Annotated in this window: 11 protein-coding genes, 1 tRNA gene and 1 other RNA gene; all 13 read right to left on the bottom strand. The window is 72.0% G+C overall.

Translation table 11 applies throughout. From position 1 onward, the window contains the following. Window positions 1–5 precede the first annotated feature (5 nt). The 13 genes from murG to IT293_20635 all read right to left on the bottom strand — a co-directional run bounded on the left by murG (window position 6) and on the right by IT293_20635 (window position 12,941). Window positions 6–1,103 carry an undecaprenyldiphospho-muramoylpentapeptide beta-N-acetylglucosaminyltransferase gene (gene murG, locus IT293_20695; protein ID MCC6767081.1) on the bottom strand — a complete coding sequence of 366 codons (1,098 nt, stop codon included), beginning with the start codon at window positions 1,101–1,103 and terminating at the stop codon, window positions 6–8. A 4-nt stretch (window positions 1,104–1,107) separates the two neighbouring features. Next, the gene (gene ftsW, locus IT293_20690) at window positions 1,108–2,274 is read right to left on the bottom strand and encodes a putative lipid II flippase FtsW (protein ID MCC6767080.1); all 1,167 of its coding nucleotides are present in this window, start codon (window positions 2,272–2,274) and stop codon (window positions 1,108–1,110) included. Beyond that, on the bottom strand, window positions 2,271–3,620 hold the full coding sequence (murD, locus tag IT293_20685; GenBank protein ID MCC6767079.1) for a UDP-N-acetylmuramoyl-L-alanine--D-glutamate ligase: 1,350 nt from the start codon (window positions 3,618–3,620) through the stop codon (window positions 2,271–2,273). The genes ftsW and murD overlap by 4 nt, the downstream gene beginning before the upstream one ends. 5 nt (window positions 3,621–3,625) lie before the next feature. Further along, on the bottom strand, window positions 3,626–4,705 hold the full coding sequence (locus IT293_20680; GenBank protein MCC6767078.1) for a phospho-N-acetylmuramoyl-pentapeptide-transferase: 1,080 nt from the start codon (window positions 4,703–4,705) through the stop codon (window positions 3,626–3,628). A gap of 3 nt (window positions 4,706–4,708) precedes the next feature. Beyond that, window positions 4,709–6,124, bottom strand: a complete 1,416-nt coding sequence (locus IT293_20675; GenBank protein ID MCC6767077.1) for a UDP-N-acetylmuramoyl-tripeptide--D-alanyl-D-alanine ligase — start codon at window positions 6,122–6,124, stop codon at window positions 4,709–4,711. Then, window positions 6,121–7,644, bottom strand: a complete 1,524-nt coding sequence (locus IT293_20670; protein ID MCC6767076.1) for a UDP-N-acetylmuramoyl-L-alanyl-D-glutamate--2,6-diaminopimelate ligase — start codon at window positions 7,642–7,644, stop codon at window positions 6,121–6,123. The genes IT293_20675 and IT293_20670 overlap by 4 nt, the downstream gene beginning before the upstream one ends. Before the next feature lie 37 nt (window positions 7,645–7,681). After that, window positions 7,682–9,607, bottom strand: a complete 1,926-nt coding sequence (locus tag IT293_20665; GenBank protein MCC6767075.1) for a serine hydrolase — start codon at window positions 9,605–9,607, stop codon at window positions 7,682–7,684. Then, a complete protein-coding gene (gene ftsL / locus IT293_20660) occupies window positions 9,604–9,960 on the bottom strand; it encodes a cell division protein FtsL (GenBank protein MCC6767074.1) in 357 nt (118 codons plus the stop codon). Before ftsL ends, IT293_20665 begins: the two co-directional genes overlap by 4 nt. Window positions 9,961–9,985: 25 nt before the next feature. After that, window positions 9,986–10,972, bottom strand: coding sequence for a 16S rRNA (cytosine(1402)-N(4))-methyltransferase RsmH (rsmH, locus tag IT293_20655; protein ID MCC6767073.1), 987 nt, complete (start codon window positions 10,970–10,972; stop codon window positions 9,986–9,988). Window positions 10,973–11,086: 114 nt separating this feature from the next. Continuing rightward, entirely contained in the window at window positions 11,087–11,536 is a 450-nt protein-coding gene (locus IT293_20650; GenBank protein ID MCC6767072.1) for a division/cell wall cluster transcriptional repressor MraZ, read from the bottom strand. Window positions 11,537–11,689: 153 nt separating this feature from the next. Continuing rightward, window positions 11,690–12,058, bottom strand: an RNA gene (rnpB, locus tag IT293_20645) — RNase P RNA component class A. 54 nt (window positions 12,059–12,112) lie between these two features. Next, window positions 12,113–12,841 (bottom strand): hypothetical protein, encoded by a 729-nt coding sequence (locus tag IT293_20640; protein MCC6767071.1) that lies wholly within the window; start codon window positions 12,839–12,841, stop codon window positions 12,113–12,115. 26 nt (window positions 12,842–12,867) lie between these two features. After that, window positions 12,868–12,941, bottom strand: a tRNA-Ile gene (locus IT293_20635). Window position 12,942 lies beyond the last annotated feature (1 nt).

The following is a 12,942-nucleotide window of genomic DNA, read 5'->3' as shown; positions in this document are numbered from 1 at the left end:
TTCATCTATTGTTTATGCCGAGCCGCGGGCGACGTCGAACCCGCGAGGGACTCGACCACCTCGAGCACGCGGTCGGCGGCGTCGGGGCGGGCGAACTGCCGCATCCGGCCTCGCATCTCGGCGAGGGTCTCGGGCGCGGCGATCAGCTCGCGGACCTCCTCGGCGAGGCGCTTCCCGGTCGCGTCGCGGTCGAGGACCATGCGCGCCGCCCCCGCGTGCACGAGCGCCTCGGCGTTGGCGCGCTGGTGGTCGTCGGCAGCATGGGGATACGGCACGAAGATCGCCGGCAGCCCCTGCGCGGCGAGCTCGGCGATGGTCGTCGCGCCGGCCCGGCAGACGATGAGGTCGGCGGCGGCGTAGACCGCTCCCATGTCGGTCACGAACGGCCGGACGTCGACACCCGGCGCGCCGGCGTAGCGAGCCCGGACGTCCGCCTCCTCGGCGAGCCCGGTCTGGTGGACGATCGTGAGCCCCGGGAGGTCGGCGAGCGCAGCGCGGAGGGCCGGTCCCGCTTCGTTCAGCCGGTGGGCGCCGGCACTGCCGCCGACGATCGCGATCGCGAGACCGCCGCGTGTGGGCGCGCCCGAGGACGCCGCAAAGGTCCGGACGGGATTCCCGGTGAGGACGGCCCGTCCGGGAGGGAAGCCGGCGCGCGTGTCGGGGAAACTCACGCAGACGCGGTCGGCGAGGCGCGCGAGGAGCCGCGTCGTCATGCCAGGCTTGGCGTTCTGTTCGAGGAGGACGATCGGCACGCGCGCGAGCCGCGCCGCGATCACCGCCGGCGCCGACGCGTAGCCACCGAGCCCGACGACCACGTCCGGCGCGAAGCGGCGCACGAGCGTCCGCGCCCGGGCCGTCGCGGCGCCGAGCGCGCCGAGCGCGGCGAGCTTGCCGGCGAGCTTCCGCCCCCGGAGCGGCGCGCCGGGTAGAAGCTCCAGGTCGAAGCCCGTCGTCGGGACCACGCGCGCCTCGATGCCACGCGGGCTCCCGACGAAGAGCACCGCGGTCATCGGGTCGCGGCGGCGCGCCGCCTCGGCGACCGCGATCCCCGGAAAGAGGTGCCCGCCCGTACCGCCGCCCGCGATCATCATCCGGAGCTTCACCTCCTCAACCCGACTCGCGTGAGAGCGCGAGCAGGACGCCGACCGCCGTCATCGCGCCGATCATCGCCGAGCCGCCGTAGCTCACGAACGGCAGCGCCAGGCCCTTGGTCGGCAGGAGCCCGAGCACGACCGCCATGTTGATGCCGGCCTGGAGCACGAGCACCGTCGTCGCGCCGAACGCGACCAGCTGTCCGAAGGTCGTCGGATGGTTCAGCGCCACGCGCAGACCACGGATCGCCAGCACCGCGAAGAGCCCGACGACGACGAGCGCGCCGACCAGCCCGAGCTCCTCGCCGATCACCGAGAAGATGAAGTCGGTGTGCGCCTCGGGCAGATAGAACATCTTCTGCTTGCTCTCGCCGAGCCCCGTCCCGAAGAGACCGCCCGACCCGAAGGCCAGGAACGACTGTACGAGCTGGAAACCGGCGTCGCGCGGGTGCTGCCAGGGATCGAGGAATACGAGCACACGCCGCAGGCGGTACGGGCTCGACGCGACCGCCCAGACGGCGAGCGGAACGATCGGCAGGACCGGGAGGACGAGGTGCCGCCACCGGACGCCGCCGGCGAACAGCATCGCGAAGAGCGTCACGCCGAGGAGCGCCGCCGTGCCGAAATCGGGCTCCTTCACGACCAGGCCGGCGAGCACGCCGATCGTGATCACGTGCGGCAGCACGCCGAGGGAGAACGTCGTGAGGCGGGGGCCCTTCCGCACCATCGAGTGCGCCAGGTAGAGCACCGCCACGATCTTCGCGATCTCGGAGGGCTGCAGGTTGATGATGCCGAGCCCGATCCAGCGCCGCGCGCCGCCGCGCACGATCCCGACCCCGGGAATCAACACGGCGACCAGCAGCACCACGATCACCGCGAGCGCGGGGTACGCAAGGCGCTCGTAGGTCGTCGAGCGCAGGCGCGACGCCACGAAGCACGCCAGCATCCCGAGCCCGATCGACGCGAGGTGCTTCTTGAAGACGTGCAGGGGGTCGCCAAAGCGCTCGCCCGCGAAGAAATAGCTGGTGTTGAACACCATGACGACGCTCACCGTCACGAGCGCCGCCACCGCGAGCACGATCCAGCGGTCGCCGCCGCGCGCGACGACGGGATGCGCCTTGGCGCGCGGAGCGACACGGCGGGTGAGGATGGGCGCGGTGAGCGCGGCGGCACGAGCCGTCATGGGAGAGCCTCCACCAGAGCTTTGAATTGCCGGCCGCGGTCGGCGTAGTCGCGGAACATGTCGAAGCTGGCGCACGCCGGCGAAAGCAACACGACGTCGCCGGCGGCCGCGTGCGCGTCAGCGGCCGCGACGGCCGCCGCGAGGCCGCCGACGATCTCGATCGACGCGGCGCCCTCGAGCGCGCGCGCGAGGACGTCGCGCGCCTCGCCGAAGAGCACGACGTGCTTCGCGCACCGTGCGACCGGCGCGCGCAGCACGCCGTAGTCGCCGCCCTTGCCGACGCCGCCCGCGAGCAGGATGACGTTTCCGGGAAAGCTCTCGAGCGACTTGATGACGGCGCCCGCGTTCGTGCCCTTCGAGTCGTTCACCCAGCGCACGCCGCTCCGCTCGCGCACGAGCTCCAACCGGTGCTCGAGGCCGCGAAACGCCTCGAGCGCCTCCTGCACGCGCGCCATCGGTACGCCGAAGGCACGCGCCGCCGCGATCGCCGCCATCATGTTCTCGCGGTTGTGGGCGCCGGTGAGCGTCACGCGCGCCAGCGGATAGAGCTCGTCGCCGCCGCCGAGCCGGAGCCGGATCGCCGCCTCGTCCGCGCGGATCGCCACACCTTCGCCGGCCCCGAACCGGAGCACACGAGCGCGGAGCGCGCCGGCGTGGCGGCGGATCCACGGGTCGCCCCCGTTCAGGATCGCCGTGTCGCGCGCGGTCTGGCGCGCGAACAGGCGGAGCTTCGTCCGTCCGTACGCGTCGAGGTCGGGGTAGCGGTCGAGGTGATCGTCGGTGAGGTTCAGGAAGATGCCGATGGTCGGGTGGAAGCCGTCGACCCACTCGAGCTGGAAGCTCGACACCTCGACCACCGCGACGTCGTGGTCGGCGCCGACCGCCGATATGAGCGGCGTGCCGAGATTGCCGCCGACGAACGGACGCCGGCCGGCCTGGCGGAGGATCGCGCCGAGAAGGGTCGTGGTCGTGCTCTTGCCGTTGGTCCCGGTCACGGCGAGCAGCGGGATCTCGAGATGACGGGCCGCGAGCTCGATCTCGCTCACGATCGGGATGCCGCGCGCGACCGCAGCCGCGAGCAGCGGCGCGTCCGCCGGGACGCCCGGGCTCGGCACGACGAGCGTGATGCCGTCGAGCGCCGCCGGATCCTCGGCCCCGAGCCGGAGCTCGGCGATCCCCGCCAGCTCCTCGACCGCCCCACCGAGCTCGGCCTCCGAGCGCCGGTCGACGGCGCGCACGCGCGCGCCGCGCCCGGCCAGGAAGCGCGCGACTGCGATTCCGGTGCGAGCGAGGCCGATCACGAGGACGGGAAGGTCGCGCGCGAGCGCGGGAGCGGCGGTCGCCATGGCCGTCACCGCAGCTTCAGGGTGCTGAGCGCGAGCAGCGCGCAGATGATCGAGATGATCCAGAAGCGGACGATGATCTGAGGCTCCGGCCAGCCCTTGAGCTCGAAGTGGTGGTGGATCGGCGCCATCAGGAAGATCCGCTTGCCGCCGGTCCAGCGGAAGTACGTCACCTGCGCGATCACCGAGAGCGCCTCGACGACGAAGACGAGGCCCACCAGCACCAGGACGATCTCGTTCTTGGTGATGAGCGCGACCATCGCGATCGCGCCCCCGAGCGGCAGCGAACCGACGTCGCCCATGAACATCTGCGCCGGGTAGGCGTTGAACCAGAGGAAGCCGAGGCCCGCCGCCGCGAGCGCCCCGCAGAAGATGCACAGCTCGCCCGCGCCCGGCACGTAGGAGATCTGGAGGTACTCGGCGAGCTTCACGTTGCCGGCGACGTACGCAAAGATCATGTACGTCCCGGCGGCGATCATGACCGGCCCGATCGCGAGTCCGTCGAGACCATCGGTCAGGTTCACCGCGTTCGACGCCCCGACCAGCACGAGCATGGCGAACGGCAGGTAGAGCCAGCCGAGATTCAGGTGCACCTCCTTGAAGAAGGGCATGACGACGGTCGGCGGGAAGCCGGGCACCTGCAGGAGGAGGAACGCCGCGACTCCGGCGATGGCGCACTGGGCGAGGAGCTTCTGCCGCGCGCTCAGGCCCGCCGAGTTGCCGCGGCGATATTTCCGATAGTCGTCGACGAATCCGACCAGCCCGAAGCCGAGCGTCACCAACTGCACCAGCCAGACGTAGGGATTCCTGAGGTCGCCGAGCAGCAGCGTCGAGAGCAGCAGCGAGAACAGGATGAGCGTGCCGCCCATCGTCGGCGTCCCGGCTTTCACCTGATGGCGCGCCGGGCCGTCGGAGCGGATCGGCTGGCCGATGCGGTTCTTGGTGAGCCGGCGGATGAGCACGGGGCCGAGTACGAAGGAGATGGTCAGCGCCATCAGCGCGGCAAGCAGCGTCCGGAAGCTGATGTAGCGGAAGACGTTGAAGATCGTGTGGGTCGCGCGCAGCGAGTAGAGGGCGGCGTAGAGCATCGGTCAGTGGGCTCCGAGGAGGCGGACGACCTCTTCCATGCGCTGGCCGCGCGATCCCTTGACGAGCACCCAATCGCCGCGACGCGCGTCGGCGGCGAGCGCGTCGGCGATGGCGGCGTGGCTCGCCGCGACGTGGATGGCGGCGGCGGCCATCCCGGTCGCGGCGCCGGCGGCGGTCTCGCGAGCGAAGTCGCCGTGGAGGTAGAGCGCGGCGAGGCCGACCGTCCCGGCGAGCGCGCCGACCGCGCGGTGCTGCGCGGGACTCGCGGATCCGAGCTCGAGCATGTCGCCGAGGACCGCGATCCGGCGGATCGCCGGCGCGTCGGCGAGGCTGCGGAGCGCCGCCGCGACCGAGGCCGGGTTGGCGTTGTAACTGTCGTCGACGACCGTGACGCCGCTCGCGAGCGCGACCACGCGCATGCGGCCGCCGACGGGCTCGGCGGCGGCGAGGCCGGCGGCGATCGCGGCCGGCGCGGCCCCGACGACCCACGCCGCCGCCGCCGCCGCGAGCGCGTTCATGACGTTGTGGCGGCCGGGAACGCGGAGCCGCACGTCGACGGCGCCGCCCGCGATTCGCAGCCGAAACGCCGCCGCGCCGCGGGCGTCGCACGTGATGGCCTCCGCGGTCACGTCCGTGCCCGCGCCGAAGGCGACCTGCCGCCCGGGAAACGCGGCCGCTTGCGCCCGTACGTGCGGGTCCTCGGCGTTCACGACGATCGTGGCGTCGCGCCGCATGGTGGCGAAGAGCTCTCCCTTCGCGCGCGCCACGCCCTCGACCGAGCCGAGCCCTTCGAGGTGCGCGGGGCCGACGTTGGTGATCAGGCCGACGTCGGGGTCGGCGATCTCGGTGAGCCGACGGATCTCGCCGTATGCGTTCATCCCCATCTCGACGACGGCATACGCCTCGTCTCCCGCGAGCCCGAGGAGGGTGAGCGGCACCCCGATCAGGTTGTTGAGATTCCCCTGCGTCTTGAGGACGCGACCCGGGGCGACCTCCTCCAGGATCGCCGCCAGCATTTCCTTGGTCGTGGTCTTGCCGTTCGATCCCGTGAGCGCGAGGACGCGCGGAGCGACGCGCCGGCGGAGATCGGCGGCGAGCGCCTGGAGCGCGCGCAGCGTGTCGTCGACCTCGACGACCACGACATCCGCCTCGGACGGCAGCGTCACGGGGCGCGCGACGACGAGCCCACGGGCGCCCGCCGCGGCCGCGGCCGCCGCGAAGTCGTGCGCGTCGTGGCGCTCGCCCGCGAGCGCCACGAAGAGGTCGCCGGCCGCGAGCGTCCGGGTGTCGGTCGTGATCCGGCCGAAGCGCTCGGCGCTGCCGCAGCGCACGACGCGCCCGCGGCTCGCGCGCACCACGTCGTCGATCCGCCACGGGCTCGGGGGCCGCACGGCCGCCGGGGTCGTCGGTCCGCTCACGCGCGCCCCGCCCCGGCGCCGCGGCCGGCGAGCACGCGCCGCGCGATCGCGCGATCGTCGAACGGTTGCTTCGCGGCGCCGATGATCTGGTAGTCCTCGTGGCCCTTGCCGGCGATCACGACGCAGTCGCCGGCGCGCGCCGTCGTGAGCGCGCTCGCGATCGCCTGCGCGCGATCGGCCTGCACGAGATAGCCCCGCTTGGCGCTGCCGAGATGCGGGAGCAGCGCCAGGCCGGCGCGCTCGAGACCGGGCTCGGCGTCGGCGAGGATGCGCGTCGGGTCCTCGGTGCGCGGGTTGTCGGAGGTCAGGATCGCCAGGTCGGCGTGGCGGCCGACGGCCTCCGCCATGAGCGGTCGCTTGCCGCGGTCGCGGTCCCCGCCGCAGCCGAAGACGCAGATGAGGCGCGCCGACACGAGCGCGCGCAGCGAGCTCAAGACGCCCGCGAGCGCGTCCGGCGTGTGGGCGTAGTCGACGAGCACCGTGAAGTCCTGGCCCGCAACGACGGTCTCGAGCCGTCCGGGGACGCCCGCGAAGCCGGCGAGCGCGGCCGCGATCGTCGCGAGCGGGACGCCGAGCGCGTGGGCGGCGGCGGTCGCGGCGAGCACGTTCTCCAGGTGCCCGGACCCGACGAGGCGCGTCGCGACGGCGATCTTCGCCCCGGCGGCGACGAGCGTCGCCTCGACGCCGGCGAGCGTCATGCGCACGCTCTCGGCGCGCACGTCGCCCTCGGCCCCGAACGTCACGACGCGGCTCGCGATCGCCGGCTTGAGCCCGGCGACCTTGGCGTCGGCGGCGTTCAGGACGGCGACCTTGCGCCCCTTCGGGCTCGCGTCGAGCGCCGCGAAGAGCCGCGCCTTCGCGCGCAGGTAGTCGTCCTGGTCGCGGTGGAAGTCCATGTGGTCGCGGCCGAGGTTGGTGAAGATCGCGGCGTCCCAGGGCATGCCGAAGGTGCGGTCCTGCGCGAGCGCGTGGGACGAGACCTCCATTGCGACATGCGTCGCGCCGGCGGCGCGCATGGCGGCCAAGCGCGCGAAGATCTCGTGCGCGGGCGGCGTCGTGAGGGGCGCCGCGTCGACGACGCCGCCAAAGCGGTAGTTGATCGTGCCCATGACGCCCGGGCGGACGCCGGCCGCGCGCCAGATCGCCTCGAGCAGATACGTGACGGTCGTTTTGCCGTTGGTGCCGGTGACGCCGACCATGGTGAGCGCGGCGGCCGGGTCGCCGTGGAAGCGCGCCGCCGCGCGCGCCAGGAAACGCGCGGGCTCGGCGACGGCCACGGTCGGCACGCCCGCCGGCGTCCCCGTCGCCGCGAGGCCCGCGACGGCGGCGGCGCCGCGCCGGCACGCCTCGTCGACGAAACGCCCCCCGTCGGTCCGTGTCCCTGGGAGGGCGACGAAGAGGTCGCCGGGACGCACGTCCCGTGAGTCGGCGGTCAAGCGCTCGATCAGAACACGGCCGTCACCCCGCAGCTGGCACGCGATTCCTTCGACTCCCGCGAGGAGCTCATCCAGCGTCAGCATCGTGCGACCGCGCGGGCCGCCGCCATGTCGGTATCGATCACAAGAGGTCGCTCGAGGGGGCCAGGCTGAGGGCCAATTCTTTCCCGGGAGCCTCCGCGGCGCCAGGGGCCGGGGTCTGGCTCTGGACGTATCCCTCGCCCGTCACCTGCACCATCCAGCCGAGGTCGCGGGCACGCTCGACCGCCATGCGCTTGCTGAGGCCGAGGAAGGACGGCACGCCGAGCGGCACCGCCGGCAGAGCGGGCTCGTCGCGCTCCATCGCGGCCCGCTGCAAGAGGGGCGACGGCTGCGCCGGGACGAGGCCCTCGCGCTCGAGCGCCGCCGCGCCGATCGCGCGGAAGATCGGCGCCGCGACCATGCCGCCGTACTTCGACGTCTGGGGCTCGTCGACCATCACCATGATGACGAACTTCGGAGCGTCGGCCGGCAGGAACCCCACGAAGGACGCGACGCGCGCGTCGGACGAGTAGCGTCCCGTACCCCGCTCGACCTTCTGCGAGGTGCCGGTCTTGCCCGCGACGCGCACGCCCGCGATCTGCGCCTTGGTGCCGGTGCCCCCTTCCGCCACCACTTGCTCGAGCATCGCCGTCACGGCCTTCGCGGTCTCGGGCCTCATGACCCGGCGGATGAGGTTCGGCCGGTGCGTCCAGAGCTCCTCACCGGCCGCGCTGGTGGCGCGCAGACCGACGTAGGGCTGGACGAGCTGGCCGCCGTTCGCGATCGCGGCGAAGGCGCGCGCCATCTGGAGCGGGGTCACGGCGATGCCCTGGCCGAAGCTGGTCGTCATGAGGTTGATGCGCGACCAGTCGCGGGCCGGACGGAGCATGCCGCCGACCTCGCCCAGCAGGTCGACGCCGGTCGGTTTTCCGAATCCGAGGTCGACGAGGAACGGATGGAAGCGGTCGCGGCCGAGGCGCTCGCCCATCTTCGCCGCCGCGATGTTGCTCGACACCGCGATCGCCTCCGACATCGAGAGCCAGCCGTGGCGGTGGTGGTCGTGGATGACCCACTTGCCGACCGGCATGGCGCCGTTCTCGCAGAAGATCATCTCGTCGGGGCGCACCACGCCGTGCTCGAGGGCGGCCGCGGCGAGGATCGCCTTGAAGGTCGAGCCCGGCTCGTAGAAGTCGTTGATGGCGCGGTTCCGGCGGTTGGCGGGCGGGATCGTCCCGCGGTGGTTCGGGTCGAAGGTGGGGGCGTTGGCGAGCGCGAGGACCTCCCCGGTCCACGGGTCGAGCACGATCGCCGTGCCGGCCGCCGCCTGCGCCTCGCGGACGCCCGCTTCGAGCGCGCCCTCGGCAATCGTCTGCAGGCCGACGTCGATCGTGAGCTGCACGGTCGCGCCGTCGAGGGCGCGCGGATCGTCCATGCCCTCGGTCAGGATCTCACGGCCGAGCGCGTCGCGCTCGATCTCGAGGGTGCGGGTGAGGGCGCGCAGGTCCCGCTCGTAGACGCTTTCGATGCCCTCGAAGCCGCGGAGGTCGACGTCGGCGACGCCGATCACCTGCGCCGCGACCGCGCCGTGCGGGTAGAAGCGGCGCGCTTCGGTCACCTCGCCGAGGCCGCCGATACCGAGACCCTGTACGGCAGATTGCTCGCGCGGCGACACCGCGCGCTTCAGCCACACGAAGTTGGACGCGCTCGCGAGCTTCGCGGCGACGTCGTGCGACGGCAGCCCGAGAGCCGCGCCGAGCCCGGCCTCGGCGCGCGCCCGGTCGGCGGCATTCACGCGTCGCGGCCGGACGTAGACCGACGGCCGCTCGACGCTCGAGGCGAGCGTCTCGCCGTGGCGGTCGAGGATGGCGCCGCGATGGGCCGCGATGTGGATCTGCTCGTGGTGTTGGCGGCGCGCGAGCGCGGCGAGATCGGGGCTCTGGGTGAGGGTGAACTGCACGATCCGCAGCGCCACCATCGCGAGGAGCACCGCGATGCCGCCGCCGACGGCGAGGATGCGCGCCCTCACGGCACGCTCACGATCTGGCCCGGCGTCGGCGGCCCCATGCCGAGCCGTTCCCGCGCGAGGGTCTCGAGGCGCCGCGGTGACGTCAGCGTCGCGATCTCGATCCCGAGCTCGCGCTGCTCCTGCTCGAGCTTGTGGACGAGATGGCGGGCGGCCGAAAGCTGATAGCCGGTGTGCACCGCCTGGAGGCGTACCCACACGAGCAGCAGCGCCACCCCGACCACCATCGAGACGCCGAGTCCGGCCATGAGCACGACGCGGCGATCGGTCCCGCGCGCGCGCGCCGCACCGACGCTGGCGGCCGCGCCGCGACCCGCCAAAGGCCCCGATCGTTCCCACACCGCAGCGATGCTCATGGTTCGGCTCCTCGTTCTCTCCGGCTCACGCCACGAGCTCCACGGCGCGGAGGCGCGCCGAGCGCGCGCGCCGATTGACCGCGATCTCCTCGGGGCGCGGCGCGACGGCCTTCTTGGTGAGAATCGTCACCCGCGCGCGCGCGCCGCAGGCGCAGCGCGGCAAGGTCGGCGGGCAAGTGCAACGGGCGAGCCACGACCGCATCGCCTGCTTCACCATCCGGTCCTCGAGCGAGTGATACGCGATAACGACCAGCCGACCGGCAGGCAACAACCAGTCGAGCACCCGCTCGAGGAAGATCTCGAGGTGCTCGAGCTCGCGGTTCACGGCGATCCGGAGCGCCTGGAAGACGCGCGTCGCCGGGTGCGTGCCGCCGTGGCGGCGCACGATGCGGGCGACCAGGTCCGCGAGCGCGCTCGTCGTCGTGAAGGGCGCCGACGCCCGGTCCTGAACGATGGCGCGCGCGATCCGGCGCGAGGCCTTCTCCTCGCCGTAGCGCCAGAAGATGTCGGCGAGCTCGCGCTCGTCGAGGGTCGCGACCAGATCCGCCGCCGACGCCCCGGCGCCCCCGTGCATACGCATGTCGAGCGGTCCGGCGGCGCGGAAACCGAACCCGCGGGCGGGATCGTCGAGCTGGCGCGACGAGATGCCGAGATCGAGCAAAATGCCGTCGGCGCCGCTCCGCGAGACGGCCGCGAGCGCACGGTCGAGCTCGCTGAAGTTGCCGTGGAAGGTCCGGAAGCGCGACCCGAACCCGGCCAGACGGCGCGCCGTCAGCTCGAGTGTGACGGCGTCGCGGTCGACGCCGAGGACCGCCACCGAGGCGTCGGCTTCGAGCATCCGCTGCGCGTGGCCGCCGTCACCGAGGGTCCCATCGACGTAGAAGCCCCCCGGTTTCAGGTGGAGGAAGCGCACCGCTTCCTCCACCATCACCGGAGCATGCCGTCGACCAACCTCCGCCTCCGCATCCACCCCACCGCCGCCCGGAGAAGGCCGAACTTGGTCCTCCGACATGACCTTTCACCTTGTCGATAATCCGGGCGCGCCCGGCGACCCCCCGGTCCGCTACTCCGGGCGCGCCCGTTTTCCACCACCACCCCACCGCTCCACCACGTCGTCCGAGCGAGCTCAGAGACTCAGATCCTCGAAGAGGCCTTGATCTTCCGCCGCTTCGGCATCCAGCTCGCCCATCACCTTGCGATACGTCTCCTCATCCATCAGCCGAAACATGTGCGACTGCCCCATCACCACCACGTCCCGCCTCAAGCTCGCATGCTCCCGCAATCCCGGCGGCAGAAGGATACGCCCGGCCGAATCGATCTCAGTGCGGTGGGAACGCCCGATGTAGCCCACCTGGAACTTGAGGGACTTGGCACTGAACTTCGGACGTGCTTCGAACCTCTCGAGCAGCTTCCGCCATTCGCCGTATGGGTAGACGTCCACACAGCGCTGCCCGATGACCGTGAACGGCGCGAGGACCAGACGATGATCGTCGAGGAGCTGATCGCGGAAACCGGCCGGGACGCTGACGCGGCCCTTGCCGTCGATCGTGTGGCTGAAGTTCCCGCAAAGATCCACATCAGCTCCGCCGACCCTCACTCATTTATGCCACCTGCTCCCACTACCCACCACTTTGCCCCACCCAGCGGACGAGTGTTTAAGAGAGTGGTCAGCCGCTGTCAAGGAAAATCGTCCTGGCTTGAAATTTCTTTTGCGGGGTGCCTTCGAGACGGCCGGACCGCGCCTGTAAGCCGGATCCTGTGCGCCTCCCCCGAGGGGGAGGCCGACGGTCATTCCTCTAGGCCGGCCATTACTGGACGGCTCAAGCGACCATACCCGAGGGCCTGCGGCGGGCAGCCGAACCCTCTTATTTGATCTTGCTCCGGGTGGGGTTTGCCGAGCCCCCCGAGTCACCCCGGGGGCTGGTGAGCTCTTACCTCACCGGTTCGCCCTTGCCGGCGGATCGCTCCGCCGGCGGTCTCGTTTCTGTGGCACTTTCCCCGCCTCACGACGAGCCGCCGTTAGCGGCCACCCTGCCCTGCGGAGTCCGGACTTTCCTCCCGGCGGGACAACCCGCCCGGCGACCGTCCGGCCCGGTCCGGCCTCTCGAAGGCCCGAGAGTGCCCCGCGCCGCCGCGGATCGCAAGCGCGCCGCTACGCGATGGAGGTCGCGGAGTCGGGGGGGCGCACGTAGAGGATGCGGTGACAGCTCGGACACGCGATCACCCGGGTATTGCGGTGGATCTCGTTCGCGAGCTGCGGCGCGATGCGCATGTGGCAGCCCTCACACGTCCCGCCGCGCACCTCGACGACCGCCTGCCCGCGTTTGCGCGCGAGGATCGTCTCGTACTGACGGCGCAGGCTCGCCTCGAGGCCGGAGGCGAGCGTTTCGCGCTGCGTCCGTGCCTCGTCGAGTCCCGACGAAAGCTCGCCGATCTCGAGCTCGACGCGCTCGCTTTCGCTGGCGCGCCGACCCTCGAGCGCCTCGTAGGCGGTCGCGAGCTCGGTCTCGCGCGCCTTCACGCCGTCGAGCTGCTCGAAGAGCGCCATCAGGCCTTCCTCCAGCTGGCCCGTACCCTCTTTCGCGACCTCGATCTCGCGGCGCACGGCGGAGGCTTCCTTCTCGTTGCGGATGCGGTTCAGACGCATCCGCCGGTCCTTCATCTTCGCTTCTTCGTCGGCGAGCGTGCCTTCGATGTCGCGGCGCCGCGACTCGAGCTCGGTGCGCTCGGCCCGGACCCCATCGAGCGCCTGGCGCTGGGTCGCGAGCGACCCCTCGAGCTCGGCGATCTCACGCCGGAGCGCCTCGATGGCGTCGGTCCGCTCGCGAAGCTGCAGATCGATGATCTGTAGATTTACCAGCAGCTCGATCTGATTTCCCAATCGCTCTCCTCGCGCACCGTGAAGAATGGGCCCACCAGGACTCGAACCTGGGACCAACCGGTTATGAGCCGGTCGCTCTAACCAGCTGAGCTATAGGCCCG

The organism is Deltaproteobacteria bacterium (assembly GCA_020848745.1).
GTDB lineage: Bacteria > Desulfobacterota > Binatia > UTPRO1 > UTPRO1 > UTPRO1.
This window is presented reverse-complemented; position numbering and strand designations above follow the sequence as displayed.

Coding starts and splice junctions, on each gene's coding strand:
- ftsW (MCC6767080.1), bottom strand. CDS start 2,274: ATGACGGCTCGTGCCGCCGCGCTCACCGCGCCCATCCTCACCCGCCGT.
- murD (MCC6767079.1), bottom strand. CDS start 3,620: ATGGCGACCGCCGCTCCCGCGCTCGCGCGCGACCTTCCCGTCCTCGTG.
- IT293_20680 (MCC6767078.1), bottom strand. CDS start 4,705: ATGCTCTACGCCGCCCTCTACTCGCTGCGCGCGACCCACACGATCTTC.
- IT293_20670 (MCC6767076.1), bottom strand. CDS start 7,644: ATGCTGACGCTGGATGAGCTCCTCGCGGGAGTCGAAGGAATCGCGTGC.
- ftsL (MCC6767074.1), bottom strand. CDS start 9,960: ATGAGCATCGCTGCGGTGTGGGAACGATCGGGGCCTTTGGCGGGTCGC.
- rsmH (MCC6767073.1), bottom strand. CDS start 10,972: ATGTCGGAGGACCAAGTTCGGCCTTCTCCGGGCGGCGGTGGGGTGGAT.